The organism is Rathayibacter sp. AY1C9, from assembly GCF_002932315.1.
Taxonomy (GTDB): Bacteria; Actinomycetota; Actinomycetes; order Actinomycetales; family Microbacteriaceae; genus Rathayibacter.
In genome coordinates this window covers 1-15,887 of the sequence record NZ_PSVZ01000002.1, presented here as the reverse complement: position 1 = coordinate 15,887, position 15,887 = coordinate 1, and the positions used below count along the sequence as shown (strand labels likewise).

Sequence of the window (15,887 nt, the reverse complement as noted above, 5' to 3'; positions counted from 1 at the left end):
TCGTCGCGCCCGCGCCGTCGACCCGCGCCTGCTTGACTGCTCCCATGGAGATCTTCATCGGAGTGGTCGGCCTGCTCGGCGGGCTGGTCATCGCCGGGCTCGCGGTTGTCGCGGTGGTCATCGGACGGCGGCGGGCGGTGCCGGCGTCGCTGGTCGACGTCGAGGTGCGGCTGACGCACGCCGGGGACGACTGGTGGCGGGTGGGCGCGCGGGTGCGCAACTCCGGCCGCTCGCTCGTGCCGGTGACGAGCTACAGCGACGGGCGGCCGATCTCGGTCGATCTCGGCGGGGCCGTGTCGGCGGAGTGGTACGGGTCGGCTCCCCGGTCGGACGCGTGGCGGATCGATCCGGCGGTCGGGCTCCTCCTCGGACCCGTCGCGCTGGAGCGCGGGGCCGACCTGGGGGCGACGATCGTCGTGCGCGGGCGGCCGCAGGTGCGGATCGACGCGCCGCTGCGCTACGTGCCGGTGCGCGAGAACGTGATCGAGTCGCAGACGCCGGACGCCGCTCCGATCTGGGGCGTGTCCGAGGCCGCGGCCGCTCCGGCAGCAGCGCCGGCGTCGGCTCCCCCTGCGCCGATCCGTCCGCGTCAGCAGCGTCCGATGGACGCCGACCCGTCACGTCCCGAGCGTGAGAGCGTTCTCCGCGGCGGCTTCGGAGTGTGGGCGGCCATGATCGCGGGGGGCGCCGGAGCCGTCGGCGTCGCGATCGGGATCGCCCTCGAGCTGGCCGGTGTCGAGGCGTCGGGGCTGGGCGGCGCGGGCATCATCCTGATCGCGGCCGGCTTCCTCGGCCTCGTCGGCACCCTCGTGATCCGGCTGCTGCGCCGCTGGCTCGAGCCGCCGGCCCTCTGGCGGACGCCCGCGCAGCGCCTCCGCCGCCCCGGGACGATCACCGTCCTCATCCTGAGCTACGCGGGGCTGGCGCTGTTCTGCACCGAGTTCGCGGCGCAGTCGGTGACCGGCGACACGACCTGGGTGGCCGGGATCGCCGTGCTGATGCTGATCGCCGCGCTGATCGGCATGGGACTCGTCGGGTTCCTCCGCCTGGTGGTCCTGCTCGGCGTACGCCGGGCCTCCCGGGAGACCCCGTGACCCGTGAGGTCGTCGTCGTCGGAGCCGGCCTGGTCGGAGCGGCGACAGCCCGCGCCCTCACCGAGCGCGGCGATCGCGTGGTGCTCGTCGAGCAGTTCGAGCGGGGCCACGACCGCGGCTCGTCCCACGGCGAGACGCGCATCTTCCGCCGCGGCTACCTCGAGGACGACTACCGCGCCCTCACCGGACGGGCCGGGCGCGCCTGGGCACGGCTCGAGGCCGAGACCGGCCGCCGTTTGCTGCACCCGGTCGGCGCGATCGACCACGGCGACCCCGCCGTCCTGGCCGCCGTCGAGGCTGTCCTCCTGCGCGACGGGATCCCCGTGGTGCGGATCGAGGCGGACGAGGCGCAGCGGCGCTGGCCGGGACTCCGCTTCGAGACCGACGTCCTGCTGCACGCCGAGGGCGGACGCCTCGACGCGGCGGCCGCGATCGACGCGATGCTCGACTCCGCCCTCGGACGCGGCGCCGTCCTCCGAACGCGGACGCGGGTGCTGGGCATCGAGGAGCGCGCCGACGACGTGCGCGTGCTGACCACCGACGGCGCTCTCGACGCGGACGCGGTCGTCGTGGCCGGCGGATCCTGGACGCCGCCGCTCGTGAACGGCCTCGTCCGCGCGGCCGGCCGACGCCTCCCTCCGCTGCGCGTGACACAGGAGCAGCCCGCGCACTTCGCGACCGACCTGCCCCTCAACTCCTGGCCGAGCTTCGCCCACCATCGCGCCGGCTTGCCCGTCGTCTACGGGCTCGCGACGCCCGGAGTCGGGGTGAAGGTGGGCGAGCACAGCACCGGAGTCGTCGTCGATCCGGACGAGCGCACCTTCGAGCCCGAGCCCGGAGCGCTCGCCCGCCTCGTCGGCTACGTCGCGGAGTGGATCCCGGGCGTGGACGCGGCGAGCGCCGCTCCGATCAGCTGCCTCTACGACAGCACGCCCGACGAGGACTTCGTGCTCGACCGCGTGGGCCGCGTGACTCTGGCGACCGGGTTCTCGGGGCACGGCTTCAAGTTCGGCCCGGTCCTGGGCGAGCTGCTCGCGGACCTCGTCGCCGGCGGAGCGGCGCGGAAGCGGTTCCAGCTGCTGCCGGCGTGAAGGGCGGGTGCATCCGGAGGAGCGGCTTCCGACCGGGGAGCAGCGGGTGCTCCCGATCCTGCAGCGGATGCTCAGCGGCCTGCGGGGCCCGTCCCGCGCTGCTCGCGGCCGTCCGGGTCGAGGAGGACGGCGTCGTCCCAGCCGCTCGCCGCCTCCGTCGTGCGGGCCTTCGCCGGCGGGCGCCGCGCGACCGCGACGACGATCAGCGCCCCCAGCATCACCAGGGCGGCGGTCTGGAGCGGCGGCGCGACCATCGCGAGCGCCTGCCGCACGTAGAGCTCCGGCGGGACCGTGATCGAGTCGCCCTGGTACTGGTTCGGCAGCAGGAGGACCACGACCGGGAGCGCGAGCACTGCGGCCCAGAGGACGACGGTGACCGCGATGGCGGCGGCCCAGAGCAGGCGGACCCGCGTCATCGGCCGGGAGCCCTCAGCAGCGGGACCACGACCGCCAGGCCGAGCGCGATCAGGCCGACGGTGAGGAACGGTCCGATCGCGTTGTCGCTGAGCACGCGGAGGTACTGCTCGGGCCCGAAGGCGCTCTGCGACGGCGAGTAGTCGTACCAGCTGTGGGAGCTGTTCCAGAGGGCGAGGAGTCCGACGAGGACGCTCACGCCGCCGACGACCGCCAGGGCTCCGGCGATGCGGCGAGTGGAGACAGCGGGGCGGGGGTCGGTGTCGGTCGCGTCGTGACGGTCACCGGAGTCGGGTGCCGCGTCGCCGGGAGCGGGGTCGGGTTCGGCGGGAAGCGGGACGGTCGGCTCGGTCGGGAGTGGGACTGTCGGCTCCGCGGGTCGGGGCGCGGTCGGCTCCGCGGGTGTCGGGACGGCCCGCACCGCCGCTCTCGCGCGCTCCGGAGCGGTCCGTCGGCCGGAGACTCGGGAGCCCGTCGGGCCGTCGACCGATCGCACGTCCTCCTGCTCGGGAGCGGACCCGCCACCTCGCCGGCCAGCTGATCGCCCGATGCACGAGGTCCCGCCCGACAGGAACGGGGAGCGGAGGCGCTCCTCTCCGCTGCCGCGCCGCTCGGCCTCGCGTCCGTCGTAGCCGCGCTGGAAGCCCGCGTGGTAGCGCGGGTCGGTGCCGCCCTCGTCCGTCCCGCCGCTCTCGCGTGGGGAGCCGTCCGCTCCGGTGCTCCGCGCCATGCCGTCCCCCGCTTCGTGCAGTCGGGCCATCATGTCGCACCTCGCTCGCTGCGGGGAGGTGCCGGGCGGAGCTCGGGGTGCGGTCGACGGAGGCGGGGGTTCAGCGCCCGGCCGCGGTGGTGCGCGACGGGAGGCTGACGATCCCCGCTCCGACCAGCAGCAGGCCGATCGTCACCGCCGTCAGCGCCGGCCAGCCACCGGCTCCGACGGCCAGGCCGAGGAGCCACCCGCCGGCGGCCGAGCCCGCGTAGAAGGCGATCGTGTAGACCGCGCCGGCGTGCCCGCGGAGTGCCGGAGCCGCGCGCGCTCCCGTCCAGGCGGCGCCGGTCGCGTGCAGGGCGAAGAAGCCGGCCGTGAAGACGAGGAGTCCCGCGATCACCACGGCGACGTTCTCGGCGAGCATCACCAGCAGTCCGACGATCATCAGGGCGACGCCGATCCGCATGACGAGGCGGGGGCCGATCCGCGGCCCCCATCTCCCCGCGAGCCGGGAGGAGACGGTTCCCGCGAGGTAGGCGGCGAAGAGGAGGGAGACGAGCGCGGGCGCGAGTGCGAACGGCGGCGCCTCGAGCCGGAACGCCAGGTAGTTGTAGACCGCGACGAACACGCCGACCGCGAGGAACGTCTGCAGCGCGATCGCGACGAGCATCGGATCGCGGAGCACCTGCGCCGTCTTCCCTCGCCAGCCGCCGGGGGCCGCCTCGCGCGCGCCGCCGCCCCGGGGCGCGAGCACGGCGAAGACGATCGCCGCCGCCGCGCAGACGGCCGTCACGACGAGCAGTGCGCCGCGCCATCCGAGCGCCGCCGCGAGCGGTCCGGCGAGCAGTCGTCCGGCGGCACCGCCGATCGTGGTCCCGGAGACGTACGCCGTCGCGGCGGCCGTCGCTCCGGCGCCTCCGACCCGGTCGTGGATCGCCGCGACGGCGAGGGCCGGGACGGCACCCAATGCCGCTCCCCCGAGGAAGCGCAGGACGAGGAGGAGCTCGAAGGTCGGGGCGACGCAGGCGAGCAGCGCCAGGACCACGGACGTGAGGACCGCGATCCGCATGGATTCGAGCCGTCCGATGCGCTCGGCCACCGAGGCCCACGGCAGCACCGAGAGCGCCAGTCCGAGGGTCGCGGCCGAGACGGTGAGCGCGGCGTCGGACGGGGCGAGGGCCCACTCCCGCGCGAGCTGCGGGAGGACGCTCTGCACGGCGTAGAGCTCGGCGAAGGTCGCTACTCCGGCGGCGAGGAGGGCGATGGTCAGCCGCCGCTGCGAGAAGGGTGCCGCTGCGCGCATCGGTCGGAGGCGTGCGGCGGTGCTCATGATTCCGACGGTAGACCGCCTGCGGGTGCATGACTAATGTCCTTCCTCGTACTGTTCATGCGTTCTGGTCATGTCCGGATCTAGGGTGGTGGCGTGTCCGACGACTGGCCCGCGACCCTCCGCCTCCTGCCCCTGCTCGTCGCGGTCGCCCAGACCGGGAGCGTCACGGCGGCGGCCGCCGAGCTCGGGATCCCGCAGCCGACCGCGAGCCGGTCGCTCGCCCGGCTGTCCGCCCTGGTCGGCACTCCCCTGGTCCGCCGGGAGGGCCGCGGGGTGGTGCTGACGGAGGCGGGGACCCGTCTCGCCGAGGCCGCTCAGGACGGCATGTCGGTGATCCGCGCCGGCCTCGCGGAGGTGCGGCAGGCGGGCGACGTGGAGCACGGCCGGATCGACCTCGCCTTCCAGACGCTCCTCGGGGAGAGCTTCGTGCCGGATGTGATCCGCCGGTTCCGCCGCCGCTGGCCGCAGGTCGGCTTCGGGCTCCGTCACGGCTCCCGAGCCCTCTGCCTGAGGGCCGTGGCGGAGGGCGAGTCCGAGCTGGCGATCGTCGCGGATCCGCCCGATCTGCCCGGAACCACCACGACGACCCTCTACTCGGAGCCTCTCCTCGCGGTCGTGGACCCTCGTCATCCGCTGGCCTCGCGGCGCTCGGTCACGGTCGAGGACCTCCGCGGCCTCGACCTGATCATGCTGGCGCCCGGCTACGGCCTCCACGAGTCGGCCCGGCGCCTGCTCGCCGTGGACGGCCGCGACCCGGTGCCGGCGTTCGAGGTCGGCGACTACCGCGCCGCCCGAGGACTCGCGGCAGCCGGCCTCGGACTCACGATCCTGCCGCCGAGCCCGTCCTCGGTCGACGACGACGTCCGCGAGATCCCGATCGACGATCCGGGCGCGAGCCGTGAGATCGGTGTGCTCGCCCGCGACACCGGGAACCCGGTCGTCCCCGAGTTCCTGCGGGCCCTGCACGCCGCGGCGGCCGCCCGGCGCCGGTGACCGCTGCTCGGCTCTGCTGTCAAGCACAGGAAGCGGAGGCCCTTCGTGCAGCAAGCTTCGAGAGGATCCCCGCACCGCCAGCGACACCCCCCTCCCCCCGCTCCTGCACCACGTCACCGAGGACGGCCCCGGTCATGATCCTTCTCCGCACCCACGCCAACCGCTGGACCGCGCGCGCCCGCCGCAGCGGCGTCGTCCTCGGCATCATCACCCTGGTCTCCGATCTCCCCCGCCCGGCCTACCGGACGGTTCGCCTCGATCCGACGAGCGGTGAGCGCGTCCTGCTCCGCGACACCGCCGAGCTCGAGGAGGCCTTCGCCGTGCTCCTCGCCGGGCTCGAGCGCTCGCGCATCGCGGCCTCGGCATCCCCAGCCGAGTCGGCTCCCCCGTGCGCCCCGGTCGACGCGCCCGTCGCAGTCGAGGACGACCTCGAGGAAGCCGCCTGACCTGACGGCGTCCTTGCGGGGAGACCCTCACCGCGCATCAGGTGCCGAGCTCTCCGCCCGCCTCCTTCACACTCGACGTGTCGGATCGACGTGCCGTGACACCTCGACCGGCGGATCCGTCCTCGGCAGGTCCCGCGGGCCGATGATCTGCCGGAGCCGGGCCGACCTGCGCGACCGCAGGAGAGCCCGGCGCCAGCGCGGATCGGTGCGGGCCCGGAGGCGGGGGTCGAGCGGGCGGAAGCCTCCCGCGGTCCGCTCCTCGATCAGCACGATCGTCGCAGTCGCGAGGTGCAGTCTCCGGACCGGTTCCCTCTCGGGATGCGGATGCCCGGAGCGCGTGCGGAGCTGCTGCTCCAGCTGCTCCGGGTCGGCGGACCACCAGGTGCTGACGCCGACGCGTCCATCGGGGAGAGGGAAGCGCTCGGTGATGCGGTAGGGGAGGCCGTGCTCGGTCATGCAGTAGTGCCTTTCGAGGAGAGGGTCCGGCAGCCCGGGCCGCGCTGCAGCGGCCCGGGCTCCGGTTCACGAGGTGCGGGTCGAGCGACGGCGCAGCGCCGTCAGGGCGCCGCCGGCCAGGAGCAGAGCGCCGGCTCCGGCCGCGAGGGGCCCGGCCGCCGCTCCCGTCGAGGCGAGGACCGTCGGCACGAGTCCGACCGGAGGCACCGCCACCTGGGCGCAGCTGGCTCCGCCGTCGTCCGCGCACGGGTGCAGGACGGTCGTCGGATCGAAGCCCTCCGGGACCTCGGTCAGGCGTGCCCGGTTGGGGATGGTCCACGCGTCCACGCCGTCGGCGACCCGTCCGGTCACGGTGAACGTCGTCGACGCTCCCGGGGCCAGAGACAGGTTCTCGACAGTCAGGTCGGACGACGCCGGGCCGCCGTCCCGGGAGATCGTGACGTCGCTCAGGTGCGCGAGCTCGGGGATGTCGGTGAGGGTCACCCCGTCCGCCGGCCGAGCCCCCTCGTTGGCGACCACGATCCGGAACCCGGCACGCCCGCCGTGGTCGACCTGATTCCCGATCGCCGTCTTCTCGATGGAGAGCCTTCCCTCGACGGGCGGCACCGGGATCTCGGCGCAGGACGACGTCGCATCGTCAGCGCAGGCGTTCTCGACCGTCGGCGGGTCGAAGCCCTCGGGCTGGTGGGTGATCGAGACGCGGTTGGGCAGGGTCGCGGCGTCGTACCCGTCGGCGACCCGGCCGCTGACGTGCAGCGACACCTGGCCGCCGGCGGGGATGTCGAGACCCGTGACGGGCTCCGTGGCCGGCTGCGTTCCTCCGGCGCCGTTCTCGATGGTCGCCTCGAGCAGGTGGTCGAGCGTCGGGACGTCGGTCACGGTCACGTCCGTCGCGTCGACCGTTCCGGTGTTCGCCACGACGATGTCGAAGCCCGCCGTGCCGCCGTGCTCGGCGCTCGCCTGGGACGCGGTCTTCCGGATCAGGAGCGACCCCTCGCCGATGTCGTGCGGGACGGTGGCGCAGGGGTTCGCGTCGGTCCCCGTGCCGGACGAGGCGGGAGCGAAGGGCGCATCGGCGAGGCAGGCCGTGTTCGTCAGCGCGCGGTCCCCCTCGCCGGTCACGATCACGTCGAAGGTCAGCTCGGCCGTCGCCCCGACAGGCAGGCTGCCGGCCGCCCAGGAGATGCGGCCCGTCTCCGCATCGATCGTGGCCGTGCCCTGCGAGGCGCGGAGGGAGCCGGAGTCGAGCTCGGCGTCGTCGAGCACGCCCTTGTCGAGGTAGTCGATGACGGCGGCGTCGGAGTAGTCCCCGGTCCCGTCCGAGGTCAGCGTCACCCGGTAGGGCACGCGGGCGCCGCGGAGCAGCGGAGTGGTGGAGTCGACCGACGAGGTCTTCGCGATGGTCACGTGCGGCGCGAGCGGATCGAGGCGTGCGACCGCGACCGCACCGTCCGAGCCGTAGGCCCAGTCGTCGATCGCCCGCAGGTCGCCGTAGGAGCCGTGCACCGAGTCGTTGGCGTTGGGGATGCGGCCTCGCCCGGAGTCGTCGCCCTCCCAGCGGTGCACCCCGCCGGATGAGTCGGTGCCGCCGTCGCCGGACGTCACCGCGGAGGTGCCGGAGTACCGCTCCGAGTTCGATCCGGCGAGGAGCGAGTCGTCCCAGTGGACCATCGACGGGTCGTCGCCGCCGCCGGTCGACCTCACGACGGACACGCCGCCGGCGGACGTCTCGGCGTCGACCCGCGTGAAGTGGAACTCGTTCGTGCGGCCGATGGAGGCGCGGAAGGTGACGTCGGGGTCGGTCACGTCGACCGTCCCGCCCTTCGCGTCCCGTCCGTCCCAGTCGACCGAGAAGGGACCGGTCGTCCCCGCGATCCGGGTGAGGTGCACGTCGCGCTCGCCGTCGTAGGAGCCGTCCCCGTCCGCATCGACGTCCACGACGACGGTGCCCGGCTGCGTCCCCAGGACGCCGGTCAGCGTGCCCGCGTCGGAGCCCGCGGTCGACCGGCGGAAGGCGAGGCCCTCGATCGTCGGCGCGCGGTAGGCCGGAGCGATCGACTCCGGCAGGTCGGACGACGGCGGGTCCAGGAAGAGCTTGTAGGTCTGCAGGCCGTCGATCCCGGAGCGTCCGGACGCCTGCACGTACTGCGCCCCGATGCCGCCCGCCTCGCTCGACTGCGGCATGGGGACCGAGAGGTAGGACGGATCGGACGACCCGACCTTCACGTTGCCCTTGTTCGTGGCCTGGACCGTCGAGGCGACCCCGTCGTAGCCGCGCAGCCCGAGCTCGTAGCGGGCGCCCGTCTCCGTGACGGCGTGGAGCGTGAAGGACGAGCGCCGCTCCTCGGGCGAGGAGTAGGACTCCTTCGCCCCGGACTGGATCGCATAGGAGTCGGACCACACGCGGCCCGCGACCGCCGCGCCCCGCGCGTCCTGGACGCCGATGCTCCAGACAAGGTTCACCGGCGCCGTCACGTCGTCGTCGGACACCCGGATCTGGAAGACGCCGGTCTCGTTTGCCACGAACGAGCCGCCGGCGGACACCGAGGGCGCCGCTCCGGGCGCGAAGTCCTGCTCGTCGAGGACGGCTCCGCCCGGAGCCGTCACCCGGGCGGTACCGCCGCCGGTCTCGCCCTCGCCGGTCCCCGAGCCCGCCTGGAGCGGGTGGAGGTCCACCCGGAGCGTCTCGCCATTCTGGACCCAGGCCGAGACGGTCGTCACGCCGGCGTTCGTCGCGCCTCCCTGCAGGAGGGTGTTCTCGATCGTCGTGTGAGGACCGTCGGCGGCGAGGGCGGGCGGCGGTGCGAGGCCTCCGCCCAGCAGCCCGCTCACGAGCACGCAGCCCGCCGTCGTGCCGACCAGCGCTCGCGCCGTCCGCGCTCGGGGTCGTCCGCGCTCGTCCCGCCCCGACTGTTCCGTTCGACTCATCCGATGTCCTCTCCTCTGCCGACCGAGCCCACTGCGTCGGCGGCGACCGTTCAGCCCCACGGAAGGAGAGTATTGCTCGGTTCGACGTCACCGCGGCCGGTACGGCTGCATCCGTGGAGAACGGCGCGAGATGGGCGCTGTGGAGGAGGAAACGGCGCGCGAGAAGAGCCGAGCGGCGTGCTCGCGACGGGTGATCGCGGAGCCTGCGCGGAGTGACCGCGAGCGCGGGCGAGGACTGATCGCGGATGCGGGCGGAAGACGGTCGGCGCCGTCGACGGCGCGAAGAGGCGTCCTGCGAGACGGAGGACCGGCCGTTCCGTCGCCCCGCGCTCTCCGGGAGACCGACGCCGACAGCCACCGGAACGAGCGACCGTTAAAACGAGAACGGCCCGCCGAAGCGGGCCGTTCTGCTCTGTCTCAACCAGAGTGCGCCCGGAGGGATTCGAACCCCCAACCTTCTGATCCGTAGTCAGATGCTCTATCCGTTGAGCTACGGGCGCAGTCCATCGCGTGGGCCAGAGGCGCACGCAACGAGGTACGACTATACATGCCGGGAGCCCCCTCCGCGAATCGGCGGCGGCGGCGCAGACGGCTCCGTCTCGGGACGCCGCCGCAGCCACGAGAACCCAGGCTCCGTCGCGGTGTCCCGGAGCGCCTCGCAGAGCCTCCGACGGGCGGACGCCGCTGCTCCCCCTCACGGCGTACCGTGGGCTCATGGAGGCCGCCGCGATCGAGCTCGTGGGCTTCGTCGTCTCTCCGCTGCACCGCTACGAGGGCCGCCCCGCCGATGGCCCGGTGCCGTCCGAGGGCAACGAGCAGCCCGAGCGGATCGAGATCCGCGCAGGCCTCGGCATCGTCGGCGACCGCTTCTTCGCCCAGCGCGCGCACCGCCCCGCGGCGATCACGCTCTTCGCGGTCGAGACCCTCGAGCACATCGCCGCCGAGCTCGGCGCAGGGCCCTTCGACCCCGCCGACGCCCGCCGCAACATCATCGTCCGCGGCGCCGACGTCGATGCGCTCGCCGGCCGCACGTTCGCGATCGAGCAGGGCGGGGAGCGGATCGAGTTCCAGGGCGGACGACCGGCCAACCCCTGCGCCTGGATGGACGTCGTGCTCGCCCCCGGGGCGTTCCGGGCGATGCGGAGGCGCGGCGGCGTCCGCACCGCCCCCCTGACGAACGGCGTCCTCCACACCGGGCCGGCCCGCCTGATCCTCCACAGGTCGGACGACATGCTGATCTGAGCCCGGCGGCGAGCGCCTAGGCTCGCAGCGACCGACTCCCCCGATCGAAGGAGGCCCCGTGCTCCGCCCGAGCGACCTCCTCCCCACTCTCGCCACGACTCTGCGGCGCGGAGTCCGCGACGTCTTCGCGACCACGCGCTCTCGGGGGCGGGATCCGCACCGCCGCACCCGCAGCACCGACGTCTCGGTCCAGCGCGTGCACCACCGCGACGTCTGGGCGCGGGTGAGCACAGTGGGGCGCGACGGCGAGCGCACGTTCGTCCTCGTGCCGGGGATCGGAGTCGCGGCCACGTACTTCGAGCGCCTCGCGCCCGCGCTCAACGAGTTCGGCCCGGTGCACGCTCTCGACCTGCCGGGCTTCGGCGGCGTGCCGCACCCGATCGACGCGCGGCGCATGGACATCGGCGACTACGCCGAGCTGGTCGGCGCGGTCATCGACGAGCTCGGCCTCGACGATCCCGTCGTCCTCGGCCACTCGATGGGGACGCAGGTGGTGGCCGAGCTCGCCGCCCGCCGTCCGGAGCTGACCACCATCGTCCTGCTCGGACCCGTGATGAACCGGCACGAGCGCCGCCTCCCGACCGCCGCGCTCCGCTTCGCCCAGTCGAGCGTCCGCGAGCCCCTCAAGGTCGCGATCCTCGCCGCGGGCGCCTACCTCCTCTGCGGACCGCGCTGGTTCTCCCGCGTGCTGCCCGAGATGATGCACTACCGGATCGAGGAGACCGTCCCCCGGATCCGCGCGTCCGCCCTCGTCATCCGCGGCGAGTTCGACCGGCTCGTTCCGCGCGAGTGGGCGGAGGAGATCGCCCGGTCGATGCCGAATGCGCGGGCCTGGGAGATCCCCGACGCCTCCCACTCCGTGATGCACGCGCACGCCGAGGAGGTCGCCCGCCTCTGCGTCGAGCACGCCCGTGCACCGCGGCCCGACCGGGACGAGGCCGCCCTCCGCCGCTACCCCGACTCGGAGGTCGATCACTCCGAGGAGGACGCGCCCACCGAGGACCCGATCGGCGCTCTCCGGGGACGCATCACCGAGCTGGCCGGGATCCTCGTGGACGACGACTCCCTCATCGCCGAGGGCAAGACCCTCCACGCCGAGGCGAGCGACCCCGAGGCACTGCGCCAGGTCGCTCCCGACCCGGGCGACGGCGAGCTCGTCGAGGGCGGCGGACCGAGGAAGGACGGCGAGCAGGACGGCTGACCACCGCAGGCCACCACGAGCCGCATGTCGCGCGGCGTGAGACGCCGAGCGCAGAAAGAGCAGCCCTCCCGCCGACGCCACTCGGCGCCCGCCCGTCAGGACTCCGCGCCGACGATCTCCTCGCGGATGCGCCGCAGATCCTCGGCGAGCGCCCCCAGCAGGATCCAGTGCTGCGGATGCGGGGTCGCGATCACGAGCGGCGCGGTGAGAGCGGGCAGCTCGTCCGTGATCGCCTCCGGCTCGGGAACGTCGACCGAGGACTGCACGAGGAGCCGCAGATCGTGGGCGGCCCGGTGCAGCTGGACGGCGATGTCGGCGATCGTCGGCTCCCCGACGAGCTCGTCGTCGTAGAGGTCGTGAACGGTCCGCGTCATGCCGCGGACCCGGGTCACGATGCGCCCCAGCCGCGGGACGACGGAGTCGAGGGCCAGCAGCCGGTCGCGGTGGGCGGAGCGGCGCGGGTTGAGGCGGAGGGACTCCTCGCCGGTCGCGATCGCCTCCTCCGCCTTGCTCTGCATGGTCTGCAGCAGCCGGGCGTTGATGAGCAGCTCGTCGAGCCGGCGTCGCGGGACGGGGGCCTGGAGGGCGTCGCCGAGGTCGTCGAGGGCGGCGGCGAGCTGAGCGGTGAGGTCTCCGATCGCCCGCTCGGCCGGTGCCAGCACGACCGGAGGGACGATGAGCACGTTGATGACGACTCCCACCGCCGCGCCGAGGAGGGTCTCGAGGATGCGGTCGAGCGCGTAGTTCGGCGTGACCGCGCCCACCGAGAGCACGAGCATCGCGCTGATCGGGATCTGCACCGCGGAGGCGGGGGTCAGGCGCACGGCCCACCCGACGGCGATCGCGGCCACGATCGCGAGGAGCACGATGATGCTCTCGCCGCCGAGCACCGTGCCGATCACGGATCCGACGATCACGCCGATGATGACGCCGACCGAGCGCTCGAGGGCCTTGGAGAACGACTGGTTGATGCTCGGCGCGACGACGAGGAGCGCGGCGATCGCGCCGAAGACGGGCAGCGTCCCCGGGAAGACGACGCCGGCGAGGAGCCAGGTGACGACCGTGGCCGCCGCCGTCTTGACCAGCTGCAGCACCGGCGGCCGCGTCGGCACGGTGAAGCTCGAGGTCAGGCGCATGGGACCACGGTAGCGAGCACCCGCTGCCTCGCGGTCCCCGCGCGCATCACCGGCTCGCGGCCGCCTCGACGCTCGCGAGCACCGCGCGGAGCGAGCGCGACGCCTCCGCCCGCAGATCGGCGGGCACCCCCGAGAGCAGCACCCGCTCGGCGTCGAGCACCTCGGGGAAGGCCCGGTCGACCAGCTCCTCCCCCTCGCGAGTCAGCGTGATGAGCGAGCCGCGCCCGTCCGCCGGGTTCGCGGCGCGCCGCACCAGGCCCCGACGCTCCAGCGAGTGCACGCGCTTGGTGATTGCGGGAGCGGAGGCGAGGGCGATCGTCCGGAGGGTCGTCGGCGACTGCGGAGCGCCGGCGCGACGCAGCGTGGAGAGCACGTCGAACTCGCCGCGGGTCAGCCCGTGGGCGGCGAGCAGCTCCTCCGTCGCCCGGACGATCAGCGCGGAGGCGCGGATCACCCGCCCGACGACGTCGACGGCGGAGGTGTCGAGCTCGGGCCGCAGCACCGCCCAGCCCGCCCTGATCTCGTCGACCGCGTCGCCCGGCTGGCTTTCAGACTGATTCACACGTAAAGTATATCTGCTTCACCCGTGAAACACTTCTCCGGCCGCCGCCGCTCGGACCCCGATCAGAGGACTCGATGGCCGCCACCCCCGTTCTGCCCCACCCCCGCGAGCTCCTCGCCTTCGGCCCGCACGCCGGCGCCCATCGCGTCGCCCTGCGCGCCGGCGTCTCGATCGCCGTCCCGCTGCTCGTCCTCTGGGCGCTCGGCCGCACCGATCTCGCCCTCTATGCGACCTTCGGCGCCTTCACGGCCCTCTACGGACGCCAGCACACGCACCGGCCGCGCCTGCTGATGCAGCTGTCGGCAGCCGCGTTCCTCGTCACCACCGTGACCCTCGGCACCGTCGTCTCCCTCTCTCCTCACCGCGACTGGCTGATCATCCCCGTCGTGGTCGCCGTGACCGTCGCGGCCGCCTATCTCAGCGACGCCCTGCACTGGCATCCGCCCGGCCCGCTGTTCCCGGTGTTCGCCGTCACGGCGTGCGCGTCCGTCCCGTCCGAGCCCTCGCGCATCCCACTCGCCGTCGCTCTCGCTGCGGGCTCCGCCGCCTTCTCGCTCGTCGTCGGCCTGAGCGGTCTCGCCCTCCCCCGCGCACGCCGCCTCGCCCCGACGCCGTGGCGCACCTCGTTCCGCGCGGCGGCGGCCCGTCCGGCGACGCGCGCCGCCCTGCTCCGCTTCGGGGCCGTCGTCCTGGTGGCAGGCACCGTGCCGACCGCGACGGGCCTGGGCCACCCCTACTGGGCGATGGTCTCCGCCGTCGCAGCCGTCTCGGGAGCAGACGCCGGCGCCCGGCTCGTGCGCGCGGGCCACCGGATGCTCGGCACGATCGTCGGAGTGCTGATCGCGGCCGCGCTCCTGGCCCTGCCGCTCTCCCCGCTCGCCGTGATCGTGGTGGTGGTGCTCCTCCAGATGACCGCCGAGCTCGTCGTCGGCCGCAATTACGGCCTGACCCTCGCCTTCGTCACTCCGCTCGCGATCCTCATGGTCGAGCTCGCGCATCCCGTCGACGAGCTCGTGCTGCTGCGCGACCGGGCGCTCGAGACCGCGCTGGGCGTGCTCGTCGGAGTCGTGGCGACGCTCCTGACCCACGCCGCCTCGCAGCGCTCGCGCTCCCGCTCCTAGGCTCAGGAGGATGGACCGCACGATCCCCGCTGTGCTCGCCGAGATCACGGCGGCCGTCGCCGAGGTGCGCGACGTCGACGGTCGCAGCAGGACGGCGCGCGGGCCCGCGTCGCGGACCGGCTCGACGAGCTGTTCGCCGGAGCGACGACCCGCCGAGACGTCCGGGCGGCGGCCGCCGACGCGCTCGGGCTCTGGGGCGGGGCGGGCTCCTTCTCGGACGTCGGCTCGGCCGAGGCCGACCACGCGATCAGGCGCCTGTACCGGGCACTGCGCGCCGGCCGCTCCTGGCTGCTCCGCGCCGGCTGACCCGCACGTCGCGACCGCCGCACGACGCCGAGAACGACGAAGGCCCCCTGCTTCCGTGGAAGCGGGGGGCCTTCTCGTTGGCGGTACCGGTGGGATTTGAACCCACGGTGGACGCAAGCCCACACATGTTTTCGAGACATGCTCCTTCGGCCGCTCGGACACGGTACCGGGGTCGAGTGTACGCGACGGCCGGAAGTCGCGCCAATCGAGCGGACGGGCCGCCGTCAGGCGGGAAGGAGGAAGCCGAGCACGCGGTCCCACTCCGGGATCGCGAGCAGGTGGCCGCGGCCGGGCACGACCTCGAGGCGGGAGTCGGGCAGCCGTGCGGCGTACCACTCGGCGTGGCGGCGGCCGGCGACTGCGTCCTCCGCGCCGTAGAGGAGGAGCGCCGGTGGCTCGGCGGACTCGACGGCGAAGCCCCACTCCTGCACGCCGTAGCCGATGAGGTCGGCGGCCATGCCGAGGGCGCCCTGGGCGACGGCGCGCTCGAGCATGCGGGAGAGCCGCTCGCGGACTCCGGGGGCCTCGAGCACCGCGGTGTCGGCGTCGCCGGAGCCGAGCATCCCGAACAGGGCGTCCGGGGCGGGGGTCGGGCCGAAGGCGCCCTCGAGGGTGCGGGTGAGCGCGCGGACGGCCTCGTCGAGCGGGAGGTCGGCCAGGCGGGCGAGCTCGGCGCGGTTCTCGTCGCCGACCCACGGCACGGCGCCGTCGGGAGCGGGCGTGCCGATCACGGCGACGCGCTCCACGAGGCCGGGGTAGTTCGCGGCGAGCGCGAGGGCCACGCGGCCTCCCGCCGACCAGCCGGCGGCGCTGACGGAGGCGATGCCGACGGTCGCGAGGTACTCGGCGATGTCGGCG

At 74.2% G+C, this 15,887-nt stretch carries 15 protein-coding genes and 2 tRNA genes; 7 read left to right on the top strand and 10 right to left on the bottom strand.

All coding sequences use genetic code 11. The features are described 5' to 3' along the window. Positions 1-44 precede the first annotated feature (44 nt). Both C5D09_RS02485 and C5D09_RS02480 read left to right on the top strand, forming a co-directional pair. Positions 45-1,094 carry a hypothetical protein gene (locus C5D09_RS02485; protein ID WP_104225986.1) on the top strand — a complete coding sequence of 350 codons (1,050 nt, stop codon included), beginning with the start codon at positions 45-47 and terminating at the stop codon, positions 1,092-1,094. Next, on the top strand, positions 1,091-2,185 hold the full coding sequence (locus C5D09_RS02480) for an FAD-dependent oxidoreductase (protein ID WP_104268540.1): 1,095 nt from the start codon (positions 1,091-1,093) through the stop codon (positions 2,183-2,185). Before C5D09_RS02485 ends, C5D09_RS02480 begins: the two co-directional genes overlap by 4 nt. Before the next feature lie 71 nt (positions 2,186-2,256). On the opposite strand, the gene C5D09_RS02475 is transcribed toward C5D09_RS02480, so the two are convergent. The 3 genes from C5D09_RS02475 to C5D09_RS02465 all read right to left on the bottom strand — a co-directional run bounded on the left by C5D09_RS02475 (position 2,257) and on the right by C5D09_RS02465 (position 4,638). Next, entirely contained in the window at positions 2,257-2,601 is a 345-nt protein-coding gene (locus C5D09_RS02475) for a hypothetical protein (RefSeq protein WP_104225988.1), read from the bottom strand. Next, positions 2,598-3,362, bottom strand: coding sequence for a hypothetical protein (locus C5D09_RS17340; protein ID WP_181135004.1), 765 nt, complete (start codon positions 3,360-3,362; stop codon positions 2,598-2,600). The genes C5D09_RS02475 and C5D09_RS17340 overlap by 4 nt, the downstream gene beginning before the upstream one ends. Positions 3,363-3,429: 67 nt before the next feature. Beyond that, positions 3,430-4,638, bottom strand: coding sequence for an MFS transporter (locus tag C5D09_RS02465; RefSeq protein WP_104268539.1), 1,209 nt, complete (start codon positions 4,636-4,638; stop codon positions 3,430-3,432). A gap of 93 nt (positions 4,639-4,731) precedes the next feature. Between C5D09_RS02465 and C5D09_RS02460 the strand changes: the two genes are divergently transcribed. Together C5D09_RS02460 and C5D09_RS02455 are read left to right on the top strand one after the other, a co-directional pair. Then, positions 4,732-5,631 carry a LysR family transcriptional regulator gene (locus C5D09_RS02460; RefSeq protein ID WP_104239291.1) on the top strand — a complete coding sequence of 300 codons (900 nt, stop codon included), beginning with the start codon at positions 4,732-4,734 and terminating at the stop codon, positions 5,629-5,631. Positions 5,632-5,765: 134 nt separating this feature from the next. Continuing rightward, positions 5,766-6,077, top strand: coding sequence for a hypothetical protein (locus tag C5D09_RS02455; protein WP_104233493.1), 312 nt, complete (start codon positions 5,766-5,768; stop codon positions 6,075-6,077). Between the two features lie 66 nt (positions 6,078-6,143). Here the strand turns inward: C5D09_RS02455 and C5D09_RS02450 are convergent, their stop codons facing one another. The 3 genes from C5D09_RS02450 to C5D09_RS02440 form a co-directional block, all read right to left on the bottom strand. Beyond that, complete coding sequence (locus C5D09_RS02450) at positions 6,144-6,533, bottom strand: hypothetical protein (protein WP_104268538.1); 390 nt, start codon at positions 6,531-6,533, stop codon at positions 6,144-6,146. A gap of 66 nt (positions 6,534-6,599) precedes the next feature. Beyond that, a complete protein-coding gene (locus C5D09_RS02445) occupies positions 6,600-9,461 on the bottom strand; it encodes a DUF11 domain-containing protein (protein ID WP_146085595.1) in 2,862 nt (953 codons plus the stop codon). A 427-nt stretch (positions 9,462-9,888) separates the two neighbouring features. Next, positions 9,889-9,961, bottom strand: a tRNA-Arg gene (locus C5D09_RS02440). Positions 9,962-10,175: 214 nt separating this feature from the next. Between C5D09_RS02440 and C5D09_RS02435 the strand changes: the two genes are divergently transcribed. Together C5D09_RS02435 and C5D09_RS02430 are read left to right on the top strand one after the other, a co-directional pair. After that, positions 10,176-10,703: an MOSC domain-containing protein gene (locus C5D09_RS02435; protein ID WP_104248232.1), complete on the top strand. Its 528-nt coding sequence runs from the start codon at positions 10,176-10,178 to the stop codon at positions 10,701-10,703. Between the two features lie 58 nt (positions 10,704-10,761). Next, positions 10,762-11,904 (top strand): alpha/beta fold hydrolase, encoded by a 1,143-nt coding sequence (locus tag C5D09_RS02430; protein ID WP_181127836.1) that lies wholly within the window; start codon positions 10,762-10,764, stop codon positions 11,902-11,904. 95 nt (positions 11,905-11,999) lie between these two features. Here C5D09_RS02430 and C5D09_RS02425 read toward each other — a convergent pair whose 3' ends face one another. Together C5D09_RS02425 and C5D09_RS02420 are read right to left on the bottom strand one after the other, a co-directional pair. Beyond that, positions 12,000-13,040, bottom strand: coding sequence for an aromatic acid exporter family protein (locus C5D09_RS02425; RefSeq protein ID WP_104225996.1), 1,041 nt, complete (start codon positions 13,038-13,040; stop codon positions 12,000-12,002). A gap of 46 nt (positions 13,041-13,086) precedes the next feature. Continuing rightward, positions 13,087-13,602 carry a MarR family winged helix-turn-helix transcriptional regulator gene (locus C5D09_RS02420; protein ID WP_104225997.1) on the bottom strand — a complete coding sequence of 172 codons (516 nt, stop codon included), beginning with the start codon at positions 13,600-13,602 and terminating at the stop codon, positions 13,087-13,089. 74 nt (positions 13,603-13,676) lie between these two features. On the opposite strand from C5D09_RS02420, the gene C5D09_RS02415 reads away from it, so the two are divergent. Further along, a complete protein-coding gene (locus C5D09_RS02415) occupies positions 13,677-14,723 on the top strand; it encodes an FUSC family protein (protein WP_104225998.1) in 1,047 nt (348 codons plus the stop codon). A gap of 384 nt (positions 14,724-15,107) precedes the next feature. Here C5D09_RS02415 and C5D09_RS02410 read toward each other — a convergent pair. Both C5D09_RS02410 and C5D09_RS02405 read right to left on the bottom strand, forming a co-directional pair. After that, positions 15,108-15,197 (bottom strand) — tRNA-Ser (locus tag C5D09_RS02410). Positions 15,198-15,253: 56 nt separating this feature from the next. Next, on the bottom strand, positions 15,254-15,887 hold a 634-nt coding region (locus C5D09_RS02405), incomplete at its 5' end, for an alpha/beta fold hydrolase (protein ID WP_104268536.1).